A 23409-nucleotide genomic window follows, 5' to 3' on the forward strand; every position below is an offset into this window, starting at 1 on the left:
CCGTAGCACTGTTCGAACTGCTCGCGACTCTGAACCGGCTCCGACTCTTAGACAAAACACTCTAGCTCGCTCAGATCGCTTAGCGTTAGCGGCCGGTTAAGCTTGAGCTTGGCGATGGCCACATGGTTCTCATTGCTACGGATATGATCTGTGCACTTCGATGCTGTGAACCTCCTAATGGCTAGGTGCAAAGCTTGGACAAGATATTGGCAGCTGAGATATCAGAAAGGCCGGTAGGAACGACTGATGCCACACCACCAAGCCTATCCGCACAGAATCGTGGAAAGGCCCGCATCCTGCCGCCTTCCGTCAAAGAGCCCGACTATGCGCCACCCGACTTCAGCGGTAGCCGACGAACCAGAATAGGCTCGAGCTTCATTGAGCAATTCGTCGCGGGGCACGATGCGAGCGACGTACTGCGCGAGCTCGTCCAAAACGAATATGATGGCGGCGGTGAGACGCTGACGCTTACATTCGGGAGCCGCTCGCTTGAGGTAACGGGCACGGGGCGAAAAATCGACCGCAACGGATGGGAGCGGCTTTCGGTGATCGTCGGCACCGGCAATGTAATGGGCAGCCGCCAAGTAGAGGTGGTGGCGCCAAAAGAAAACGGCATTGGCTCGAAGAATTTCGGCCTGCGCTCGCTCTTTCGCTTTGGTGATGAAATCCACGTGCGCTCTGGCGGGCAGGTCGCGCTACTCGATCTTCAGACCCAGGAAACGGGGCGCGAACGGGACCCGGCTTCACTGAAGGAAAAGGGTGTTCGCGTCCATGTACCCTATAGAAAGGAATCGACTGAGAGGCTCGAGGCTTTCACCGTCGAGCGCGAGGAGCATGCCATCGAATTGATGGCGGCGGGAATGCCAGACACCCTGGTCAAGCTGGCGCACAGCGGTAAAAAGCGCGGCCTGCGCGAGGTCTATGTTCGCTCGATCCGTACTGGCCGGATGCTGCGCTGGATACAAGACGCGAAGCCCGAACGGTGCCGTGCCACCGGCGTCACTATGGTGGTGCGGACCGGAAGGCTTATCGACGGCGAAGACAAGGGTGTACAGTTCCGAGAGGAAGAATTTTCGCGACCGATCGAGATCCCGATCGAGCATATAGGACGACACTTCCCTGCGTACTACAAACTGCCTGGCGGGAGGTTGAATATAGCGGTCTCCGTACCGATCGCGCGCCGGCGGATTAATCTCGGCCAGCATGGTTACTTCTACTACCCTCTGAAGGCTCCATCGTCGCTCACCGGTTGCACCATCAGCGTCAGTGCGCCGTTCGAACTCAATACCGATCGGAGCGGGATCAACGACCTCGCCTGGAACGACTGGCTCATCGATCAGGCCGTCGAGCTGACGATCGATCTGCTCAAAGCCGATTGGTTCAACAGGTATGGTGCGGAAGCCTTCAAGGCCTTGGTCGGCAACGGCACCGCCAGTCCGAATCGCTTTTTCAGCAGAATCGCTGGGCGACTTGCAAAGGATGCATGCTGGCCTACCGGAGAAACGACCAAAGCCCACTTCGCATGTGCGAAAGAGATTGTGCTTCCTATGGAGGCGGAGTATTCCGGATTTCTCAGCGCTAAGTGCTATCTCGATCCGGCGCTTGCCGGCGACAAGGTATTATGCGATCTGGTCGCGGATTGCGGAGCCAAGCGATTCACAATTGCATCGTTGGTCCGACTGCGATGCGCTGGCGAGGACGCAACGAGGCTCGAGACCAAGATTGGCGACGATGCCAATTACCATTTCAAGCAATATAACGACGCCCTCGCTCGAATAGACTTACAGAAGCGCCAGGCCGCAGCGTTGTCGGCCTATCCACGGCGATTGACCAAGCAAAATAAGGCCGATCTCGGAAATACGCCTTCGACTCTGAGCGCATCCGGCGAGCTTAGGCCTGCTGCCCAGCTCATGATAGTTAGTCCCGATCTCTGGATCGACTGCCCAGAGCCGGAGGCCAACAGACTCCATCCAGAGCTCATTCCCCACAAATCGATTTCAAGTCTATGCCGGACATTCAATGAAGAACAGTGGCTGATCGATGCTGCGAAGCGTGCCGTCACGGCCGCTCCCGATGATCGGGAGCGAGAAACCCTCTACAGAAAACTCCTGACTCACGAGAGGCCGATCAGCCGGCTCGCTCTAACCGCGTTGCGCAGTAATCCGGTAGTCAAGAACCAGCGTGGCCAGTGGGTCGCTCCAACCGCCATGGTGCATCTCAAGAAACCCCTCGCCCGTCTGGTTGACCCTGCGATCGACGCCCCGTCTAAGGAGATGCTGAATGCGCCTAGTTTGATCGCGCGCTTGCGGATCCGCGACTCGCTGAACGGCTCGGACCTATTGCGGTTCGCCCGCACTTTGGCCGAGCGACCTGAGATGGTGGAGCGGTTTGAAAAGCTGCTTACTGACAACCTCAAATTGCTGGCCCCCGCGATCGTCGAGGAGCTTCGGGCGATCCCCTGCCTTAAAGCGCGGTCGGGCCAGCTTGTCGCGCCGGCCACGCTGCATCTTGACTCAACAACCAATCGGTTATGCATCGACGACAATGACCGGATCGTCGGCGGGACCAACGAGCTCCTCTATCGCAAGCTGAAACTCCGAGTCGTACCCGATTCGGAGACTCTGCTCAATCTCATCAAGTCGCGACAGGCAGAGTGCCGCGCACCTAATCGACCAGAGCTGCTCTATCCCACGCTAGTGGAAGCGATCGGGCGCGAACGTCGCGCTAAGTCCGATATTGCCAAAATGCCGATCTGCTGGGTGGAAGACGGTTACTATGCGCCCTCGGAGATCCTCGTTGGACCTCGGACAGCAGCACCGTTAGCCGAGGCGATTCCGAGCTACTACTCTTCCGATGCAATCGGTCGCGCTTATCAGGATCTTGGCGCTCCGGCCCAAGCCACCGATGCCCACTGGGCGCGCTTCTTCCGGCACGTGGGAACCGACTGGGTCAAACACACGCCACTCTCCCCTCATCGCCGGCGCACCCTACTCGAAGCCTATAGAGCGCGAAGAGGCTCCGGGCTGCCGCAGGGGCTCGAAGATGTTCGCTGCTTAATCGATGATCGAAAGCGGCTCTTCACTCTTTACGAATTGCGTGCTGGAAAGCTCGTCGAACCGGACTTTCAGGCACTCGAAGAGGCGCTTCGTAATGCCAATAGCGAGATCGGGGTTATCGAACGGTCGGAGCAGTCTCGCGCTTTTTTCGTGAGTCTCGGCATTCGCCCACTATCTGCGATCGTGGGCGCCAGTGAGCCAGTGCTCGCTCCCCTGGGTCGAGCACCACTCTGGTACAAGCCCAAGCAAAGCGAGCGGGTTCTCGCCATGCTGCGCCGGCCGCTTTTTGCACGGGCGCTGTATGAGGTCGCCTACCGGAACCGGCATGGACATCCGGGCTTCGATCCTTCATCGCAGACAATGATCGAAGCGCGTCTTGCCGCCATCCGCGAAATTGCATTTTTCCAGGGCATGGAGCGGCGATACAGTGTGGGTGGCGCAAGCGTTCTCGTGCCCGCTCAGGTTGCCGTCAGCGGAGAACATATCGGTTTCATTCCTCCGAAAACCAAGAACAGCTTCCAGCTTTTGCTCGCTGAAGCACTTGCCGAAATTGCAGGAGCGACCAGCGTGGCAACGATGCGCAGCATCGCCAACGCCTTCCTTCCGCTTCTTCTTTGCGGTACCCAAGAGGAGCTCACGGATTATCTCGATCGGATGGGCATTCCTCGTGGCAGCCAATGGGCGGCTGACTATGAGGACGGCAAAGATCTCGACAGCGATGACGACGACGAAAGTGAAGATGACACTGAGGAACTTGCATTGCGCCAAGTCTTCGACAATCTCGACACGGGTGGCTCGACGAATGCAGAAGCAGTCGGTCCCATCGATCCGGGGGTGCCGCTCTCAACCAATCCACCACTGCCCCATCCACCTGCGCACCCACCCTTCGAGCTGCCAAACCTCGATGACGTTTCGCTGACCGTTGCATCGAACAAGGGCTCTGAAATTGAACCACGCGGCCCGTCGGGCGTCGCAGGTGGATCGTCCAGCCCGTGGCTTCCACCGACGCCCGCCGAAATTGAGCGTGCGAGCCTCTTGGGTCGGCGCGGTGAAGAGCTCGTTTATCGTATGGAGTTACAGAAAGTGCGCGATATGGGCTATGCCGAGCCCGAACGCTATGTCATTTGGACATCGCGTGACGAACCCGGTGCCGACCACGACATCCGCTCAATTGACGCCCATGAGCGACCGCGTTGGATCGAAGTAAAGTCGACTATGGGCGTCGATGGTAGGTTCGACTGGCCGCGCAAAGAGTTCGAAAAGGCGTTACGCGAGCGGGAACGCTACGAATTATGGCGCGTCTATCGCGTCGCCGACCGTGCACCAATCGCAAAGTGCTTCCTCAATCCTGCACGCATGCTTGGTAAGCGCCAGATCACCCTTGAGCTCGGCATGTTGCGCGCTAACATTGAGAAGCTAGATTGAGGCTCTCAAAACGAGCTACGAATACACAATGAATTATAGGGCGCAGCATGAGCGAGAAAAGGACACTAGTAAAGCTAGAGTTTGACTTGGAAAATAATCGATTTGTCGGTAGCTCCGATGCGACCACGGACAGTGACCAAGATATAAGTAGAAAAATCATAAAGTCTCTATCCCGTACATTTTCAGATAGTTCTACCGCATGGATCAAAGACTTTGAAGAAAAGGTTTCAAGTGGCGAGTGTATTGAGGCTTATGAGATTTTCGAAAAAAATCAAAGCATTTTTCAGTTCTCTAAAAGCACAGACATCCTCATTGCCCTACTAAAACTAGATGTATCAAAGCTAGAAAAAGAGCAGCGCAAGGAGTATTTATCATTTCGAGTCGCATATTCTGCTCACATCGGCAAGCGGCATTTTACTAAAAATGACTTGGACTCATTGCTGGATGAGTTTCGCGACGATCTTGACCCTGTATTTATTCAGAATCTTTTCCTTGAAAAAGCAAACGTTGCCGCTCAAGAAAATCTTCGTAACAAAGCGTCCGTTTTATACAAAAGGGTTATTGAGTATCCCGATGCAGATCCTGGAACTATTGCGTGGGCCTATCAAGGACTATCCTTAATTTCTGACAATGAAAAAGACCGAATTTCTTTCACTGAGAAAGCCGCCGACAAGCACTTGGAGAGTGGTAATCGCCAACAAGCAATTTTTAATCTCTTGACTCTATCGGAATCAGTAGAGAATAGTAACCCTGAACGTTCCTTGGAGTTGATTGATCGCTGCATTGATCTTTATAACTCAGAAAAGCTACTAGATCGCGAACTTATCGGCTCCTTAAATTACAAAAAAGCACATTATCTACACCATATCGGTCAGCTTCAAGAATCTATGAAATATGCAATTCAATCAATTGAATTGCGCAAAGGATTAATAGGTAATGAGATAGGCCTTCATGCCAATTTTTCCCTTGCCAGCATAATTGCTGAAGACTTGGGAGATCATAAAACCGCAGAAAAATACAAAGAAGAGGCGCAATGCATCTCTAGCCTAATTGATAATTTAGGGTTTGATTTACGGATGCGACTCAGTGATGCCATGACGAGCAAAGACGCCATCAATCAAGAACTGTTCTCAGAGATTATTAACTTTCAAGACGAGTCAATACTTTCTGCCGCACTACTTTACCAATCGTGCACAGCCGAGCTAAGTACTGAAGAAGCATTAGAAAGTTTGGATAGGGCCAGGTTAATTCTCGAGAAAGACAAAGATGGCGATAAGAGGCTGCTTGAAATTGTCTATTTTGCTATCGCAGAACGATACCGAAAGGAAGGAATGACTTCCGAGGCTCTTTCTAATTACAAGATGTCATTGTCCTACAATAAATTCTCAAGCCCTGCAGCGCAAAACTGTCTTGCAATGCTATTTGATGCCAATCTATGGGGGGAGGCAGAGAACCTTTTGCGGGATCGAATTGAGCTGGTCGGCGAGCTCCCTAACATTTGCTTTGCGTATGGCAAGGCTTTGTGTGAAAACGGAAAATATACTCTGGCGCTCAAGTATCTTAGTAAGTCCGATGCAGGCATTAAGCAAAGAGAGGAATATATTTCGAAGTGCCTGAACAACTTAAGTGATCATGAGCTAACCAATTACACCGACCATGATATCACGAAAGAGAATCCAGTCAGTGCCGATATTTTCCATAACGCACTGGAGGAGTTTGCATCTTCTATTAGCTCAGACTCAAGAATGCACTTCTGGCATCAAGACAAAGAAAGCAAAGATTACAAGTGGGTCAGTAAGCCTGAAGAACTAGCAAAGCAAATGCTGATTACTTTTCTGAACGGGAAATTCGGAAAAGGCGAAATGGAAATTCTTCAAGAACCTAGAGCAGGTGCAGGATTCATCGATTTATATGCAATATTACCTGGCGGCCTCCGGGTGATTATCGAGCTTAAAATGTGCGGTGGCGGATATTCTTCCACATATGCAATTTCGGGTGAAGGTCAAATCATTCACTACCAAAATAATAGAAATACTAATCTAGGCTATCTAGTCGTCCTCGATGGTCGCATGAGAGACTTTGGGATGGGTTTTAAAAAACTTCAAACAATTGATGCTCATACAATTTTCAGCATTGCGGTAGATATGCGTCCTAAGATAGATAAGAAAAAATCGAACTGACTCGCTTCTTAAGGACTTTGGGCGAGATCCGTTATTTTTACTTTGCTACACCGACAAAGAGACTGCGCAATAATTCAAGAGTCGGCTTAGCCTATATAGCAATCATTAAGGGTATCGTTTGCTAGGAGCCCCTGTACCTGCGAGCACAGGGGCAACAGTCAACAGCGCGACCATGTGCGTGATAGATTTTGCCCCGATTCGCTTTGGGGGTAGTTCTCAAAAGCACCGTCCATCGGAATCCAGGCCACGCAGCGTTCCAACTGGTATTCCAAGCAAGTTGACCAAACATTTGTTCACCAGCCATAACAAATAGATACCGACTTGATTCAGATTACCCCGGCCCACCAAATTCCAAAAAGAGGAGGCCGTCAGGCGTAATGCCAGTCAGTCAAGCCTTGGTGGCAGCTATTGGTCTGCTTCGCAGCCCATCGCCGGCAAGCCAGCTCCCACAGGTACCGCGCAAAGCTTGAGGTCTGCACTGCCCCTGTGGGAGCCCGGATTGCCGGCGATGGGCCGCAAAGCGGCCCCAATCGCTTAACTAACAGACATTACCCCCAGGCGTCTTTTTTATACCTGTGGGTGGCTGGCCCGGTGCCAGAAAATCAGATTTTACCCCTTCCGCGTAGGACATTTCCCAAACATACTCCCTGCGCCTGTTTTCCATTGCGATCGCTAGGTCAGAGTTCTAGGCTCGGTGGGTCGTTGCTCATCAACGACCGGCTTTGACAGGCCGCAACGATACACAGCGCGCATAACCGTTAATGGCGGTTGTGCATGGGGCACGCTCGCGTGCGCCGGTTTCTGTGTTCGCCGGTCTGTCAACCCATGCACAGCTGCCACCATTCCGTTTGACAGCGGGTTGGCGGTAGCCCCTATCGAGAACACAGTCCAATGCTAAAAAATCGTCCCCGACCCACCCCACCTCCCCCACTCCCTGGAAGACACCCTCATGCTCGCAACCGACTACGCGCTCTGCGCAGAAGCCGTTGCACAGCAAGCAATGCTGATGCAACCCAGATCACCCGCCTCCGTGTTGATCATGGCGTCGATGCACGAGCTGGAAACACTCCGCCGTTTGCTCGAATCGGCACTGGCGCAAATACAAAGGCCAGCCGACCCGCAAACCATGCATTGACCAGGGGTATTGCTCGATGACCACCGAAAACACCCAATGCACTGTCGGCAAAACCATCTTCTTCCAAGGTGAAAACCAAACCCACCCGCTGTTCCGCATCGAACCCGGCATCCCCTGCCAGAACGCCCGTGAACAGGCGTCGGAGCTGATGGGCTATGCGCGGGATTTGACCATTGATGGCCTGATGGAAGACAAGCCGAAGCTGATCTGGGCAGCGCACTATCTTTGCGCTCTGGGGAAAGCGCTGCTGGATGATGCGGAGTTGGGAATGATGCGCTGAACCCCAGGGCCAAAGGCGATAGAACTCAGTCGGCTCGCAGCTATCAATCACTGACGCTATCGCCCGCCAAGGGCCCCTGTGCGCACGGCGAATGAGGACGTCGCACGCGCAGGGGCACCACCCCCTAACCCCTCAAATCCGAAACACCCCCACCTGCCCATACAACCCCTGCGCCAACCGCTGCAACGCCCCCGCCGTCTCGGCCGTCTGCTCCACCGCCTGGCTATTCTGCTGCGACATCTGCGCAATGCGTTCAACGTTGCGCGCCACATCCTGGCTAGCCGCGGTCTGTTCGCGCAGTGCCAGGGAAATCTGATCCACCATGCGCACCACGTCCCCCGAAGACTGCCGAATGTTGACGATCGCCTCCCCCGCTTGTTGCGCCAGGGTCACACCGCCTTTGACCTGCTGCACACCCACCTCCATCTGCCCCACGGCCTCGCGGGTGCCGGACTGGATGCGTTTGACCATCTCGGTAATTTCCTGGGTCGAGTTGCCGGTGCGCTGTGCCAGCAGGCGTACTTCGTCGGCCACCACCGCAAAGCCCCTGCCCTGTTCGCCGGCGCGGGCGGCTTCGATGGCGGCGTTCAGGGCCAGCAGGTTGGTCTGCTCGGCAATGCCGCTGATCACGCTGACAATGCTGCTGATCTGCTCGGCATGGCTGTCCAGTTCGCTGATCTGGCCGGCAGAGGCTTCTACGGTCTGGGCGATCAGGTTCATGCGCGCCAGCGTTTCCTGAATCACGCTGCCGCCTTCGCTGGACTGGCGACCAGACTCGCTGGACTGGGCATGCGCTTCCACCGCATTGTCAGAGACATGGTTGATACTCACGGTCAGCTCCTCGACCGTGGCCGCCATCGAGGAGGCCGAGCTCGACTGTTCCTGGGCCGACGCGGAGAGCTGTACCGATGCCGCCGAAATATTGTCGGCAGCCCCCACCAGTTGTTCGGCACTGGCCCTGATCTCGCCAATCATGGTGCGCAGGCGCTCTTGCATGGCAACGAATGCCTGTTGGAGGGTGCTGACTTCATCCTTACCTTCAATGGCGATGGTGTTGTCCAGGCGCCCGTCAGCGATGCTGCGCGCCAGCGCTACAGCTTCACCCAAGCGGTGGGTGAGGGTTCTTGCGAGGAATGTGGCGATCAGCACAGCGAGGATTGCAGCCACCAATCCGCCTGCGATCAGGATGGTGAAGGCGGTGGATTTAGCCTGGTCCATCAGCAGACTGCGCTCGTCCTGCAGGGATTTCTCGGCCGCCTGGAATTCGTTGATCACGGCGCGCATGGCGTCCATTTTGGCTTTGGCCTGGCCCGAGCTTATCTGGCTGACCAGCGTTGTCAGCGGCGCGCGGTCAGCATTGACCTCGCGGCGCAGGTTCACGCTGGTTTGCATGTCTTGCTGCAGCCACTGTTGGTAAAGCTGTTGCAGGCGGGCCAGCCGGGCTTGCTGCTGGGGGTTGTCGGCGGTGGCCTGCTTCAGGCGATTGAGCGCGTCGGTGAACGCTTCTTCGCCTGTGTGCATGGGCTCAAGGAAGGTGTCCTGGCCGGTGAGGGCAAAACCGCGCATGGCGGTTTCTATGTCGACAAGGCTGTTGAGCATGCTGCTGGAGCTGTTGAGCACGTCGTAGCTATGGATGTTGCGCTTCACGCTGCTGCTGACCTGGTCGAAGCCTCGCAAGGCAGTCAGTACCAATACGGCGATGATGAGCAGTACAAGACCGAAACCGGCGTACAGTTTTTTCGAGATACTGAGATTGTTGAGCATCGTGAGGGCAACCCTTCAAGGCCTGGCTGGGCGCTACGCTGGGTCCCGTGCACAGGGGGGCGGACGGGTTTTCGCGTAGTGACGTTTTGATATCAGGCCTATGATTATCTTGTACAGAAAAAGTTCTTTGTACAATTTTATTTGATTGGGCGATGCGAGGGTTGGATTGGGAGGGGGTCACTTCCCGCCCTGGGTTGTAGTAATCGGCCGTACCCGAGCCCACTACATGCTGCTCGTCGAACAGGTTGCTGACATTCAGCGCCAGGTCGGTGCCCTTGGCGATCTTGTAGTTCAGCGCAGCGTCGAACAGGGTAGTGCCGTCGCTTTTCTTGGTGTTGGCCGCGTCCATGAAGTAACCGCCCACGTACCGCGCCCCCAAGCCCACGCTCACGTCGGTGTCGGGTATGTCGTAGTAGCTCCACAGCGAAGCCGTATGCTTGGGCGCAACGGTGAACGCTTTGCCTTTGAGCGAGCTGCCGTCATACAGCGAGCCGCGCAGCACTTCGGTGTCCATGTACGAATAGGCCCCGATCAGGCTGAGGTTCTGCGTGACCTGGGCCTTGGCTTCCAGGTCCAGGCCGCGCGCGCGGGACTCGCCCACGGTTTGCTGCTCGATGATGCCGCTGGGCAGCACCACGGCGATGGTGACGTTTTCCTGGGTCAGGTCGTACACGGCGGCCGAGAACATCGCATCCATGCCCAGCGGCGAGTACTTCACGCCCACTTCGTACTGCCTGCCGGTCTGCGGGGTAACCCCTACCTGCGGCGGCGAAACCGATTCCACCATGCTGACGTAGGTCGACACTTCATCGTTGACGATGTAGGTCAGCGCGCCGCGGTAAGAGGTTTCCGAGAAGGTGTCGCTCTGCCTGTTCACACCCCCCACATACTCGGTGCTGGTCAGGTCCATCGAGTCATTGCGCATACCCACCGTGGCAATGACGCGGTCGTAGAAGGACAGGTTCTGCTGCAGGAACACGGCCTTGGTGGTGGCGTCGTTTTTCTCGCGGCTATACGGCGTGATGCCGCCGGGTACGCCGGTGAACACGGGGTTGGCGATGTCTATCGACGGCGCCAGGCTGTACACCGAGCGCTGTTTGTTGGTCGAGTCCAGGTATTCCACGCCCACCAGGGTGCTGCTGTCGATATGCTCGAACTGGGCATCGTACTGCAGCATCAGGTTGCCATTGAGCTGGTTCGCATCGGTGTCGGTGCCGAACACGTAGCGGGGGATCACGGTGCCCACCCGCTCGGCGCTGTCGCTCAGGTAGACGTAGCCGAAGTCATCGCTCAGCTCGCTGTAGCGCAGGTTGCTGCGCAGGGTGAAACCGTTGTCGAAGTCGTGGGTGATGCTGGCGCTGAGGCTGGTGCGCTCCACATCATGGAAGTTGTAGCCGGGCTCGCCGTAGAAATCGCTGCGGTCGTATTCCTTGTCCAGCGGGTAGCCACCGCTGTTGGGCGAGCTATTGGTCTTGAGGTAATCGAGAATCACCGTGGCCGAGGTGAAGTCGCTGGGCGCCCAGGTCAGGCCGCCCATCACGAAGCGGTTGTCGTCTTGCGAGTGGTCGTACTCGCGGTCGCTGTTCTGCAGCTTGGCCGTGAAGCGGCCGGCCAGGGTCTGCTCGTCGTTCAGGGCATCGCCCACGTCAATGCCGGTCTCGGCATGGTCGTAGGAGCCGTAGGTCACGTAGCCCTGGCCGAACTTCTCGAAGCGCGGCTGCTTGGTCACGAAGTTCACCGAGCCGCCCGGGTCTGCCGGGCCGAACAGGGTGGAGTTGGCGCCGCGTAGAATCTCGATGCGCTCATAGGCATAGGGGTCTTCGCGCACACCGCGCATCGAGCTCAGGGTAAGGCCGTCGCGGTAGGTGGTGGCTTGGAAGCCGCGGATCTGGAAGTAGTCGTTGCGGTCGTCCGAGCCGTAGAAGTCGCTGACCACGCCCGGGCTGTACTGCAGCGCTTCCTCGGTGGTGCTGACGCTGCGCTGCTCCATTTCCTTGCGGGTCACCACAGACACCGAGGCCGGGGTATTGAGGATGCTGGTGGCCACCTTGCCACCGACCCACAGTTCCTTGGCCACCACTGAATTGAGGTCGTCATCGGCGCTGGCCTTGACCTTGGCATTGATGATGACCGGCGCCAGCCGGTAATCCTCGGTCGCACCCAGCTCCAGCGGGCCGGCAGCCGGCGCTTGCGCAATGATCTGGTAGGCCTGCGGGCCTTGCTGTTCAACCTGCAGATCGGTCCCCTGCAACAGCGCCGACAACGCGGCGGGCGTCGCCAGGCCGCCCTGCACGCCCGGGGTGGTGCGGTTGGCCACGGTCTGCGCGTCGAAGGCCAGGCTCACACCCGCCTGGCGGGCAAAACGGTCCAGCGCAGGTGCCAGCGGGCCAGCAGGGATGTTCCACTGCTGCAGTTGCAGGGCGTGATCAGCGCCAGCAGGTTGTGCCAGCGCTGGCAATGCCGGGCTGCTGACAACCAAACCCAGAATCGCAGCGTGCATGGCACGGCTGAGGGGGTGGCGCTGTGGAACCGGTGTCGAACTCATTTTCTCGCTCCGTAGAGGGTCGGCGGGTGGCCTGTATTCCGGCCTTGTGCAAAGGCCGAACGAGAATGAGAAAACACCTCATTTATTTTCAGAAAAAAACGACGGGGGTAGTTGCCTCAGGGGGTACCGACCGCCTGGCGCACTTTTACCAGCAGCTCGTAGAGCTGAAACGGCTTCACCAGCATGTCCATGCCCGCGCCGAGAAAGGCCTGGCGGTCCTGGGCCGCATCGGCGTACCCGGTCATGAACAGCACCGGCAACTGGGGCCGGTAGCACCGCGCTAGGTCGGCCAGTTCGCGGCCGCTGAGGGTCGGCAGGCCAACATCGGTCAGCATCATGTCCAGGCTGGCGTCGTCGCGCAGGTGCCGCAACGCCTCGTCAGTGGTGGTGGCCACCGTACAGCGGTACCCGGCATCGGTCAGCGCTTCTGCCACCGCCACCTGCACCGAGGCCATGTCTTCCACCACCAGCACGTGCTCGCCATTGCCTTGCAGGTTCTGCACGTTGGCCGGCTCCACCGCTACCGCTGCCTCCGCGCTGGCCGGCAGCAACAGGGTCACCTCCGTGCCCTGCCCCACCACGCTGCTCAGCAGCACATGCCCGCCGGACTGCCGGGCGAAGCCGTAGATGGTCGACAGCCCCAGCCCGGTGCCCTGGCCCACCGGTTTGGTGGTGAAGAACGGGTCGAATACCTTTTCCAACAGCTCCGGCTCGATGCCGCTGCCGTTGTCGCGCACGTTGACGGCAATGTAATGGCCGTCCGCCAGGTCGGGGTTGCCCTGCGACCAGGTGGCTGCGGTGTTCACCCAGATCCGCCCCCCCTTGGCCAAGGCATCGCGCGCATTGATCACCAGGTTGAGCACCGCGCTCTCCAGTTGCACCGGGTCGACCAAGGCGATGGCCGGGTGGGTCGACAGGTCCAGGGTAAGCTGGATGCGCTCGCCGATGGTGCGGTTCAGCAGCTCTTCCAGCGAGCGTACATGCTGGTTGACGTCCACCGGGCGGGTATCCAGTGGCTGCTGGCGCGCGAAGGCCAACAACCGGTGGGTCAACGAGGCCGCGCTGGTGGCTGAACTGAGTGCGGCTTCGGCGTACCTGGGCACTTTCTCGATACGGTTTTCCGCCACCCGTTTGCAGATCAACTCCAGACTGGTGATGATGCCGGTGAGCAAATTGTTGAAGTCGTGGGCAATGCCGCCGGTCAGGCTGCCCAGGGCATCCATTTTCTGCAGTTGCAGCAGTTGCGCTTCGGTGCGTTCGCGCACCGCCACCTCCCGCGCCAACTGGCTGGTGGCATCGTCCAGCCGGGCCAGGTGGGAGCGCTCCCGGTGGCGGTGCTCGGTGATGTCCTCGATGAACACCAGGCACAGCCCTGGCGCCTGGTAGGGCGACAGCTGCCACTCGGTTTCGCGGACATGCCCGTGCACCAGCATGCTCAGGGTGCCCTTCCAGCGCTCGCCAGCCGCCAGGTGCCGGCGCAGGTCAGCCAACGCTGGCTCCTGGCCGCTGGCAAAGCATTCCAGCAGTTGCGAGGGGTTGCTATTTTCCTGGGTCAGGTGGCTGAACGCCTGGTTGCACTCGTGCACCTTGAACTCGGCGTCGAGCACCGCGATGGGCGCCGATACACCGGTAAATATCTCGCGAAAGCGCGCCTCGCTGCGGCGCAGGGCGCGCTCGGCGTCACGCACCCGCAACAGGGTACGCAAGGTTGCCAGCAACACATCCGGGTCTACCGGGTGCACCAGGTAGGCATCGGCGCCAGCGTTCAAGCCGGTGATGATGTCACCGCTCTGGATCGACGCGGCCGACACGTGAATCACCGGCAACAACGTCGTGCGGGCATCTTCGCGCAGCAACCGTACGATATCGAACCCGCTCATGTCGGGCAGGTTCACGTCCAGGATCAAGGCATCTATCTGCTCGTCGCGAATCAGCGCAAGGCCTTCACCGCCGGTGCCTGCCTCCAGCACTTCGTAGCCGTGCACTACCAGGCGCCGGCGCAGTGCGTAGCGGGTGGCGACGTTATCGTCCACGATCAGCAAGCGCACCTCAGGTTTCATCGGCGTTCTCCTGAGCCAGGGCCAGAGGAATCACCACGAAGAAGGTAGAGCCTTCCCCTGGTTCACTGTGCACCCCCACTTCGCCACCCAGCAGCATGGCAAAGCGCTTGCACAACGACAGGCCCAGGCCAGTGCCGCGAAAGCGCTTCTGCAGTGGCGAATCTACCTGGGTGAAATCTTCGAACAACGTATCCAACAGCTCTGCTGCAATGCCAATGCCGGTATCACTGACGGCAAAGCGGATGCGGTCGTCGCCATACAGCTGGGCCGACACCCGCACCTCACCCTGGGCGGTGAACTTCAGCGCGTTGGAAATGAAATTGCGCAGAATCTGCGCGAGCTTCTTGTCATCGGTGTACAGCCGCGGCAGCCCTGTAGGCTCCTCGAAGATAAGGTCGACTGCAGTAGCGTCGACAATCGGCCGGAACATGCCGCGCAAGGCCGCGAACAGATCGAGCATGTCGAACCAGGCCGGCGAGATGCTGATGCGCCCGGCTTCGATCTTGGCAAGGTCGAGCAGGTCGTCGACCATGTCGGACAGCTCGCGGGTGGCGGTGCTGATAAAGGTGACCTGGCGGTGCTGTTCAGCCGACAGCGGCCCGTCGAGCTCGTCGGTAAGCAGGCCGGTGATGCTCAGGATCGAACCCAGCGGCGTGCGGAATTCGTGGCTCATGTACGACAGGAAGCGGCTTTTCAAGTCCGACGCCTGGCGCAGCTGTTCGGCCTGTATGTCCAACTCGGCGTACAGGGCCAGCACGCCCTGGTTGGTTTCTTCCAGTTCGGCACGCAGGGCATCGTTATCCGCCTGCAGCCGGGCAATTACCTCTGCATCAGCCATGCGCCGCCTCCAGGTCGATGACCAGCACGGTTACATCATCCCGGCCCCGGCAGAAGTCGCGGTGCAGCACTGCCGCGATGACGGCCGGGTGGCGGTGCACCAGGCCAGGGTAACTCTCCAGATTCCAACGGGACTGCAGGCCGTCGCTGTACATGATCAACAGTTTTCCATTCGCTTGAGCGTAGTCAAATACCTGGGCTTTTCTATACTGCCCGCCAACGATGCCGGGCAACGAAGCCAACCCACGCACCTGGGTGGCGCTCACCAGGCTGGCGCCGATATTGCCGATGCCGGCAAAACCGAGGTGGTCGCGGGCACCGTCATAGCGTGCTATCGCCACCGCGCCACCACGGCTGCCATTCATGGCATGGTGCATGGCCTGCAATTGCTCCAACTGGCCGGCGAACGGGGCCTGGGCAAACACTGCCGCGCCCGCGCTGGCTGCAGCCTGGGCATCCACACCGTGGCCCAGGCCGTCGATCACCAGGGCGCTGATACGCTGCCCTTCGATCGCCAGGTGCCAGGTATCGCCACAGGCGGGGTCGCCGTGCAGGGCATGCTGGCTTACCCCCACGCGCAAGTCTGGCGCGTGGTCGCGCTGGGCATGCACGCGCGCCAGCACCACCGCGCCGCGCGCATCGGCGTACACATCGAATACCTGGGCCATGCGCGCCAAGGCCCCCAGGCCGATACCCTGGGTGCCTGCGGTTGAATAACCATCGGTCAGGCAGGCCTGTGCATCGAAGCCCTGGGCACGGTCCGCCGTGAGCAGTTCAATGGCATAACCCCCGTGCTCACGGGGCAGCACCCGCAGGTGCAGTTCACCGCAGCCTGCATGCTTGAGCACGTTGCTGCACAGCTCGGTGGCCAGCAGCGCCACACGGCCGCAGTCCTCTTCGTCAAAGCCGTGCCGCTCGGCCAGCTTTTGTGCGGTACGCCGGGCGTGGCCAACATCGCTCGGGTCTGCCAGGCCCATCACCTGGGTCTGGCTGGCGAACAGGTTCATGCCCATCGGGTGATCGTCACGCGTGTGCCCTGCCCTGGCGCGGTGTCCAGTTCAAATTCATGGACCAGCCGCCGAGCGCCGGTCAGGCCCAGGCCCAGGCCACCGCCCGAGGTCCAGCCGTCAGTCAGCGCCAGCTTGATGTCGGGGATGCCGGGGCCCTCATCGCGGAACAACAGGCGCAAACCGGTGCGCCCGCCATCCTCCAGCACAGCCCAGTCCATGTCGCCACCACCGCCATACACCACCGTGTTGCGCGCCAGTTCACTGACTGCCGTCACCAGCTTGGTCAGGTCCACCAGGCGCATGCCGCATTCGCCGGCCAGCTTGCGCGCCAACTGACGCGCCAGTACCACATCCTGTTCGATTCGTACCGGTTGGCTGCCGCTTTCGCGCACATTCATTTTTGGCTCACACGTTGACGCAGCACTTGCATGCCACGCTCCACATTGAGTGCCGTGCTTACGCCCGGCAGGGTAAGGCCCAGTTCGACCAAGGTAATGGCCACGGCCGGCTGCATGCCGACCACCATGGTTTCGGCATCCAGAATGCGGGACAGGCCAGAAATGCTGGCGATCATCCGGCCGATGAACGAGTCGACCATGTCCAACGCGGAAATATCGATCAACACGCCCCGGGCCGAGGTACTGCTGATGCGCTCGGTCAGGTCTTCCTGCAGGGTCATCGCCAGCTGGTCGTGCATGTCGACCTGAATGGTCACAAGCAGGAACTCGCCCATTTGCAGGATCGGGATACGCTCCATGGGCTTACCCCTGCTTGCTGATGTCGCAGCCCAGGCGTGCAAGGGCAAGCTTGAGGGCGTCGGCCAGGCTGGCCTTGGTGGTCAGCGAGCCCAGGTCCAGCCCCAGGTGCACGATAGTCTGGGCGATTTGCGGGCGCACGCCACTGATGATGCAGTCAGCGCCCATCAGGCGGATGGCCGTGACGGTCTTCAGCAGGTGCTGGGCGACCAGGGTGTCGACGGTGGGTACACCGGTGATATCGATGATGGCAATTTCCGAGCCGGTGTCGACGATGCGTTGCAGCAGCGACTCCATGACCGTCTGGCTACGCTGCGAGTCCAGCGTACCGATCAGTGGCAGCGCCAGCACCCCGTCCCACAGTTTGACCACGGGGGTAGACAGCTCCAGCAGTTCTTCCTGCTGGCGCCTGATCACTTCCTCGCGGGTTTTCTGGAAAGCGCGGATGGTGTGCATGCCCATGCCATCGAGCAGTTCCGACACCAGCCACAGTTGCTCGGCCAGGCGTGCCGGCTCGCTGCCGTACTGCGCTTGCAGCAAGCCGAACAGCGGCCCTTTCAAAGCGAAGATGAAGAACGCGGCCTGGTGCGAATCGTGGCCAAGCTGAGCGCGGCTGGCAGAAAGCTTCTCCAGGAACCGGCGCAACGCCTCCCACTCGCTGCCGGCCAAGTGGCTGCCGCCACCAGCGCGCAGGCCGTCCACCAGCAACTGCAGAAACTCCTGGGTTTCCTGTGCCAGTACCTGCTCTTTGATATTGCGCGTGGCGCCGTTGGTTTCGAGGCTGGCTATCCATTCCTCGCGCAGTTGCGCCTGGCTATGTTGGATAGCCTCCAACGTGCTGCCTTGCAGTGTTGCCATGTGCCTTCGCTCCAGTGGTGAAGGCCGGCGTCCCGATGAATGGCCGGCCTGCTGTGAATGACATTTGCCGGTTCGATTAGTTGTGCAGCGGGAAAAGATAATTGCATTAAGCCATTTAGGATAGCCCAACGGCTTCGGATTGCGGCAGCCTACTGCGAAACGGTTTTATAGGAATGCATACCATCACGGCATGACATCGATGCAACCTTGAACCGTACCTCATATTGCAAGTACCCGCCCGGTAATCGGCGGCGGGGCGGAAGCAAGATGCCCAAGGCGCTCGGAAACCGCCTGGCGCACTCGGTAGGCAACTCCAGCGCAAAAAAAGGCACCTACCCATAGGTAATGCCTGTCAGTTAAGTAATTTGGGGCCGCTTTGCGACCCTTCGCGGGCGTGCCCGCGAAGGGCTGCAAAGCAGCCCCAGTAACGCTTAACTGACAGGCTTTACCTATCCATAGGTGCCTTCTGCCCTGACCCCGGGTGAACCCACTCACCCCATCGACCGCGCCCCTACCGGTTGCGCATGGCCCCGCGAAGTCACGATGCCCAGGAAGGAGATCACAATCGCCAGCCCCAATGTGGAGCTCACCTCTGCGCGGTGCTCAGGCGTGTACATCATGACCGCCAGCGCCCCGCCAATGAAAATGATCACCGCCCAGGTCAGGTACGGGAACAGCCACATGCGGAACTTCAGCTCGGTGTTCTCCCGCTCCAGGCGGCGGCGCATGCGCAACTGCGAGATGGCAATGACCATGTACACCAGCAAGGCAATGGCGCCAGAGCTGGCCAGCAGGAACTCGAACACACCCTTGGGCGCGAAGTAGTTGAGGATGGCGATGGCGGCCCCGATCAGGGTGCTGCCAAACACCGCCGCACGCGGCACGCCAACCTTGGAGGTCTTGTTCAGGAAGGCCGGGGCGTCACCGCGCTTGGCCAGCGAGTACATCATCCGCGATGCGATGTAGATCGACGAATTCATGCAACTGGTTACCGCCACCAGCACCACCAGGTCGACCATCAATGCCGCGTTGGGGATGTTCATGATCTCCAGCGCACGTTGATACGAGCCCACCACCGCCAGCTGCGGATCGTTCCACGGCACCACCGAGATGATCACGAAGATCGAGAGGATATAGAAGGTACTGATGCGCCAGATCACCGAGCGGGTAGCCTTGGCGATGTTGCGCGAAGGGTCGCTGGACTCGGAAGCCGCAATGGTCACGGCTTCGGTGCCGATGAAGCTGAACATCACGGTAATGAACGCCCCGACCACAGCCGACCAGCCATTGGGCGCAAAACCGCCGTAGTCAGCCATCAGCCCGCTCAGGCCGCTGACTTCGCGGTTGGGCAGCCAGCCCATCAGCGCGGCAAAGCCCAGGCCGATGAAACCGAGAATGGCCGTGACCTTGAGGATGGCGAACCAGAACTCGAACTCGCCGTACTTGGCCACGCTGAACAGGTTGGTGCCGGCCAGCAACAGCACCGAGGCCAAGGCGAAGATCCAGCTGTCCACCTGGGGGAACCAGGCGTTCAGCACATGCCCGGCGGCCAGCGCCTCGATCGGAATGACCAGTACCCAGAACCACCAGTACAACCAGCCGATGGTGTAGCCGGCCCAGCGGCCGATGGCCTGGTCGGCGTAGGTGGAAAACGATCCGGTGTCAGGGTGCGCCACGGCCATTTCGCCGAGCATGCGCATGACCAGAACCACCAGGGTTCCGGCTACGAAATAGGAAATTATGGTGGCTGGGCCGGCTGCCGCAATGGCGTGGCCAGAGCCGACGAAAAGTCCGGCGCCGATGATGCCGGCGATAGACAGCATCGTTACGTGTCGTGGCTTGAAACCTTGTGCAAGGTTGCCATCAGATCCCACGGTGTTCATTGATGTTGTTCTCTTTTTGCTAACACAAGGATGGACGGGCAGGCGTAGGCGAAAATAGCTCCTTTGAGTTGGGTAGGTCGACACAATGCTCGCATGCTGTTGTTGATCTTGGGCACGCGTCACAGCGCAAGGTGTCAGTGCGGTTCGGGCTTCATTTAAGCCCCGCAAGGCGGTGGGAAATTACACGAGAACGCCCCGGAACTGTTCGATCACGACAGGGCATTTCCCTTGGCGCCAGATGTCGCGAATGGCATGCCCAATCGCGCCATCTGGCCGTTGGGTGCTTTTGTTTTTCATCTGGTTGTGTATGGCCTGGACCGGCCCTATCGCCGGCAAGCCGGCTCCCACAGGGATTGCATCAGGGCTGACAGGTGTTTGTCACAAGATATGCAGCGCCTGTGAGATCGAGCGCCGCCCGCGCGGCGCATCGCGAGCTGCGCTCGCTCCTACGTTTGTTTCGGGCCAATTATTCCTGTGGGATTTGTGCGCGAACGCCTTGGCGCATGCCTCATTATCGCGCGGTACAAACAAGGCGGTCGCGCGCACCTGGCACAGGGGTTACTGGCCCGAAACAAACGTAGGAGCGAGCGCAGCTCGCGATGCGCCGCGCGGGCGGCGCTCGATCTCCCAGGCGCTGAAAATGCTGCGGCTACCCTTACCAGAGACCATAGAGTCTCCCACCTCGATCGCATCGGCTTCAAATCCTGTGCAATCCCTGTGGGAGCAGGCAAGCCCGCGAAGAGGCCAGCAGCCTTAACGCACCAGGCAAGGCCGCTTGTTATCAAAACGCCAACCCGGAATCAGGAACTGCATCGCCACGCTGTCATCCCGCGCCCCCAACCCCATGTTGCGGTAGCACTCATGGGCCTTGGCCAGTTGATCCTCATCCAGCTCCACCCCCAACCCCGGCCGCGCCGGCACATGCACATGGCCGTCGACAATGCGCAGCGGCTCACGGGTCAGGCGCTGGCCGTCCTGCCAGATCCAGTGGGTGTCGATCGCGGTGATCTCACCCGGCGCGGCAGCCGCCACTTGAGTGAACATCGCCAGCGAAATATCGAAGTGGTTGTTGGAGTGCGAACCCCAGGTAAGCCCCCAGTCGTTACACATCTGCGCCACCCTCACCGAGCCCTGCAAGGTCCAGAAATGCGGGTCGGCCAGCGGAATGTCCACCGACTGCAACTGGATCGCATGGCCCATCTGCCGCCAGTCGGTGGCGATCATGTTGGTAGCCGTGGGCAAACCCGTAGCGCGACGGAACTCGGCCATCACCTCGCGGCCCGAGTAGCCGTTCTCGGCGCCGCAGGGGTCTTCGGCATAGGCCAGCACATCATGCTTGTCGCGGCACAGGGCGATGGCCTCCTTGAGTGACCAGGCCCCGTTGGGGTCCAGGGTGATGCGCGCTTCGGGGAAGCGTTCGGCCAGCGCCGTCACTGCTTCCATTTCTTCTGCCCCCCGCAGCACGCCGCCCTTGAGCTTGAAGTCGCTGAAGCCGTAACGCTGCTTGGCCGCTTCGGCCAGGCGCACAACCGCCTCGGGCGTCAGGGCCTTTTCATGGCGCACACGGAACCAGTCGTCGTCACTGTCCGCTTCGTTGCGGTAGGCCAGGTCGGTCTGCTGGCGGTCGCCGATATAGAACAGGTAGCCCAGCATCTTCACCGCATCACGTTGCTGGCCCTCGCCCAGCAGTGCCGCCATGGGCACATTCAGGTGCTGGCCGAGCAGGTCGAGCAGCGCCGACTCGATGGCCGTCACAGCATGCACGGTGATGCGCAGGTCGAAGGTCTGCAGGCCGCGCCCCGCCGAGTCGCGGCTGGCGAACGTCTGGCGCATGGCATTGAGCACGCGCTGGTAGTGACCGATCGGCTGGCCTACTACCAGGCTGCGGGCGTCTTCCAGGGTCTGGCGAATGCTCTCGCCACCCGGCACTTCGCCAAGCCCCGTGTTGCCCGCGCTGTCCCGCAGTACCACCACGTTACGGGTAAAGAACGGGCCATGTGCGCCACTGAGGTTGAGCAGCATGCTGTCGTGGCCAGCCACCGGAATCACGCGCAGGTCGGTGACCACCGGGGTGCTGGTGTGAACGGCGGGTGTTGTCGGCATATTCATGGTTGTCGTCTCGCAGTCGTCAGTGGGTCTGGCCCAGGGCCGCGGGGCCCTTCAGGCTATCGGAAGGTGCGCCCTTGGGGCGTGTACGCACGAAGAAGATGGCAAGTGCCGCCAGCACCGAAGTCACCGCCAGGCCATACAACCCGCCCTGGATCGAGCCGGTCTGCTGCTCCAGCAGGCCGAACGTGGTGGGGGCAACGAAGCCGCCGAGGTTGCCGACCGAGTTGACCAGGGCTATCACCGCCGCCGCGATGCGAGCATCCAGGTAGCCCTGCGGGATCGGCCAGAACAGTGACGAGGCCGACTTGAAGCCGATGGCGGCAAAGCACACGGCGACAAAGGCGAATACCGGCCCGCCGGTGGTGGACATGAACATGCCGATAGCCGCGACCACCAGGGCGCCTGCCACCCAGGCCTGCTGGAACTTCCAGCGTGCAGAACCGGCAGCGAAGGCATACATGGCCAGGATCGAGATCAGCCACGGGATGGAGTTGAGGAAGCCGACCTGCAAGTCGCTGAGGTCGCCCATGCGCTTGATGATGCTCGGCAGCCAGAAGGTGGCCGCGTAGATGGTTAGCTGGATGCAGAAGTAGATCAGGCAGAACAGTACGATCTGGCGGTCCTTGAGCAGGCTCCAGGCCGACGGCTTGGCCGCACCCAGCGCCTCGCGCGCTTGCTGTTCACGGTCGATGGTCGCGACCAGCGCATCCTGCTCGGCCTGGCTCAGCCACTTGGCGTCCTGCGGTTTGGAGTCGAGCCAGAAGAACACGAAGAAGCACAACGCCACCGAGGCCATGCCTTCGATGAACAGCATCCACTGCCAGCCGTGCAGGCCGAGCCCCTGGATTTGCATCAATGCCCCGGCCAAGGGGCCGGAAATCAGCGAAGCCAGCGCCGACCCGCTGAGGAAAATGGCGATTGCCTTGCCGCGCTCGGCCGCCGGCAACCAGCGGGTGAAGTAGTAGATCACCCCAGGAAAGAAGCCCGCTTCGGCCACACCGAGCAGAAAGCGCAGTACATAGAACTGGGTTTCGTTCTGCACGAAGGCCATGGCCGTGGCCACCAGCCCCCAGGTGAACATGATGCGGGTCAGCCACAAGCGGGCACCCACCTTCTGCAGCAGCATGTTCGAAGGCACCTCGAACAGCGCGTAGCCGATGAAGAACAGCCCGGCACCAAAGCCAAAGGCCGCAGCGCTGATGCCCAGGTCGCTTTCCAGGTGCGGGCGGACGAAGCCGATGTTGACGCGGTCCAGGTAGTTGACGATGAACATGATGACGAACAGCGGCAGCACGTGGCGCTTGACCTTGGCCACGGCGCTGGCCAACGCGTCGCCTTCATTCCGGGCAGACGGAGCGAGGGTGTCGTTCACAGGTGAATCTCCCACTAGTTGTTTTTGTGCGGGTCGGGGTTGTCTGACATGGCAGTGGGGACGAGCATAGGCCCCGAGAAGTTGTACGACAAGATCAACAACATCGCCAAAATGGCAAAATACAAGCTTCAATAAAACTA

General features: G+C 59.6%; 14 protein-coding genes and 2 pseudogenes. 4 read left to right on the forward strand and 12 right to left on the reverse strand.

All coding sequences use genetic code 11. The annotated features are described in order from the left end of the window. The first annotated feature begins 194 nt into the window (after nt 1-194). The 4 genes from AACG97_RS24605 to AACG97_RS24620 all read left to right on the forward strand — a co-directional run bounded on the left by AACG97_RS24605 (nt 195) and on the right by AACG97_RS24620 (nt 8076). Complete coding sequence (locus tag AACG97_RS24605; RefSeq protein WP_197886005.1) at nt 195-4481, forward strand: DUF3883 domain-containing protein; 4287 nt, start codon at nt 195-197, stop codon at nt 4479-4481. Between the two features lie 47 nt (nt 4482-4528). After that, nucleotides 4529-6661: a hypothetical protein gene (locus AACG97_RS24610; RefSeq protein WP_225785890.1), complete on the forward strand. Its 2133-nt coding sequence runs from the start codon at nt 4529-4531 to the stop codon at nt 6659-6661. Between the two features lie 949 nt (nt 6662-7610). Then, nucleotides 7611-7796: a hypothetical protein gene (locus AACG97_RS24615; RefSeq protein WP_247732006.1), complete on the forward strand. Its 186-nt coding sequence runs from the start codon at nt 7611-7613 to the stop codon at nt 7794-7796. A gap of 16 nt (nt 7797-7812) precedes the next feature. Continuing rightward, nucleotides 7813-8076, forward strand: coding sequence for a DUF3077 domain-containing protein (locus tag AACG97_RS24620; RefSeq protein WP_009683500.1), 264 nt, complete (start codon nt 7813-7815; stop codon nt 8074-8076). A gap of 132 nt (nt 8077-8208) precedes the next feature. On the opposite strand, the gene AACG97_RS28175 is transcribed toward AACG97_RS24620, so the two are convergent. The 12 genes and pseudogenes from AACG97_RS28175 to AACG97_RS24675 form a co-directional block, all read right to left on the reverse strand. Further along, nucleotides 8209-9072, reverse strand: coding sequence for a methyl-accepting chemotaxis protein (locus AACG97_RS28175; RefSeq protein WP_443218428.1), 864 nt, complete (start codon nt 9070-9072; stop codon nt 8209-8211). After that, a pseudogene (locus AACG97_RS28180) lies at nt 9064-9840 on the reverse strand (CHASE3 domain-containing protein); the annotation flags it as partial. The pseudogene AACG97_RS28180 and the gene AACG97_RS28175, both read right to left, overlap by 9 nt. A 163-nt stretch (nt 9841-10003) precedes the next feature. Further along, nucleotides 10004-12385: pseudogene (locus AACG97_RS24630) on the reverse strand (TonB-dependent siderophore receptor); the annotation flags it as partial. A 116-nt stretch (nt 12386-12501) separates the two neighbouring features. After that, complete coding sequence (locus tag AACG97_RS24635) at nt 12502-14445, reverse strand: response regulator (protein WP_125854919.1); 1944 nt, start codon at nt 14443-14445, stop codon at nt 12502-12504. After that, nucleotides 14435-15283 carry a sensor histidine kinase gene (locus AACG97_RS24640; RefSeq protein WP_054911674.1) on the reverse strand — a complete coding sequence of 283 codons (849 nt, stop codon included), beginning with the start codon at nt 15281-15283 and terminating at the stop codon, nt 14435-14437. Before AACG97_RS24640 ends, AACG97_RS24635 begins: the two co-directional genes overlap by 11 nt. Further along, on the reverse strand, nt 15276-16289 hold the full coding sequence (locus AACG97_RS24645) for an ATP-binding protein (protein WP_115295380.1): 1014 nt from the start codon (nt 16287-16289) through the stop codon (nt 15276-15278). The genes AACG97_RS24640 and AACG97_RS24645 overlap by 8 nt, the downstream gene beginning before the upstream one ends. Then, nucleotides 16286-16690: an anti-sigma regulatory factor gene (locus AACG97_RS24650; RefSeq protein ID WP_029885914.1), complete on the reverse strand. Its 405-nt coding sequence runs from the start codon at nt 16688-16690 to the stop codon at nt 16286-16288. The genes AACG97_RS24645 and AACG97_RS24650 overlap by 4 nt, the downstream gene beginning before the upstream one ends. Beyond that, nucleotides 16687-17049, reverse strand: coding sequence for an STAS domain-containing protein (locus tag AACG97_RS24655; protein WP_009683492.1), 363 nt, complete (start codon nt 17047-17049; stop codon nt 16687-16689). The genes AACG97_RS24650 and AACG97_RS24655 overlap by 4 nt, the downstream gene beginning before the upstream one ends. Nucleotides 17050-17053: 4 nt before the next feature. Next, nucleotides 17054-17905, reverse strand: a complete 852-nt coding sequence (locus AACG97_RS24660) for an STAS domain-containing protein (protein WP_144189333.1) — start codon at nt 17903-17905, stop codon at nt 17054-17056. Between the two features lie 491 nt (nt 17906-18396). Next, the gene (gene gabP, locus AACG97_RS24665; RefSeq protein WP_054882033.1) at nt 18397-19788 is read right to left on the reverse strand and encodes a GABA permease; all 1392 of its coding nucleotides are present in this window, start codon (nt 19786-19788) and stop codon (nt 18397-18399) included. Nucleotides 19789-20541: 753 nt separating this feature from the next. Next, entirely contained in the window at nt 20542-21897 is a 1356-nt protein-coding gene (gudD, locus tag AACG97_RS24670) for a glucarate dehydratase (RefSeq protein ID WP_115294825.1), read from the reverse strand. 19 nt (nt 21898-21916) lie between these two features. Beyond that, nucleotides 21917-23269, reverse strand: coding sequence for an MFS transporter (locus AACG97_RS24675; RefSeq protein WP_197886558.1), 1353 nt, complete (start codon nt 23267-23269; stop codon nt 21917-21919). Nucleotides 23270-23409: the final 140 nt, after the last annotated feature.

It is taken from the genome of Pseudomonas sp. Nvir (genome assembly GCF_963778085.1).
Lineage (GTDB): Bacteria > Pseudomonadota > Gammaproteobacteria > Pseudomonadales > Pseudomonadaceae > Aquipseudomonas > Aquipseudomonas juntendi.

Excerpts from the sequence above, each read along its gene's own strand:
- AACG97_RS24620 (WP_009683500.1), top strand. The coding sequence starts at position 7,813 with ATGACCACCGAAAACACCCAATGCACTGTCGGCAAAACCATCTTCTTC.
- AACG97_RS24650 (WP_029885914.1), bottom strand. The coding sequence starts at position 16,690 with ATGAATGTGCGCGAAAGCGGCAGCCAACCGGTACGAATCGAACAGGAT.
- AACG97_RS24655 (WP_009683492.1), bottom strand. The coding sequence starts at position 17,049 with ATGGAGCGTATCCCGATCCTGCAAATGGGCGAGTTCCTGCTTGTGACC.
- AACG97_RS24640 (WP_054911674.1), bottom strand. The coding sequence starts at position 15,283 with ATGGCTGATGCAGAGGTAATTGCCCGGCTGCAGGCGGATAACGATGCC.
- AACG97_RS24635 (WP_125854919.1), bottom strand. The coding sequence starts at position 14,445 with ATGAAACCTGAGGTGCGCTTGCTGATCGTGGACGATAACGTCGCCACC.
- AACG97_RS24610 (WP_225785890.1), top strand. The coding sequence starts at position 4,529 with ATGAGCGAGAAAAGGACACTAGTAAAGCTAGAGTTTGACTTGGAAAAT.
- gabP (WP_054882033.1), bottom strand. The coding sequence starts at position 19,788 with ATGAACACCGTGGGATCTGATGGCAACCTTGCACAAGGTTTCAAGCCA.
- AACG97_RS24645 (WP_115295380.1), bottom strand. The coding sequence starts at position 16,289 with ATGAACCTGTTCGCCAGCCAGACCCAGGTGATGGGCCTGGCAGACCCG.
- AACG97_RS24615 (WP_247732006.1), top strand. The coding sequence starts at position 7,611 with ATGCTCGCAACCGACTACGCGCTCTGCGCAGAAGCCGTTGCACAGCAA.
- AACG97_RS24660 (WP_144189333.1), bottom strand. The coding sequence starts at position 17,905 with ATGGCAACACTGCAAGGCAGCACGTTGGAGGCTATCCAACATAGCCAG.
- gudD (WP_115294825.1), bottom strand. The coding sequence starts at position 21,897 with ATGAATATGCCGACAACACCCGCCGTTCACACCAGCACCCCGGTGGTC.
- AACG97_RS28175 (WP_443218428.1), bottom strand. The coding sequence starts at position 9,072 with ATGCAAGAGCGCCTGCGCACCATGATTGGCGAGATCAGGGCCAGTGCC.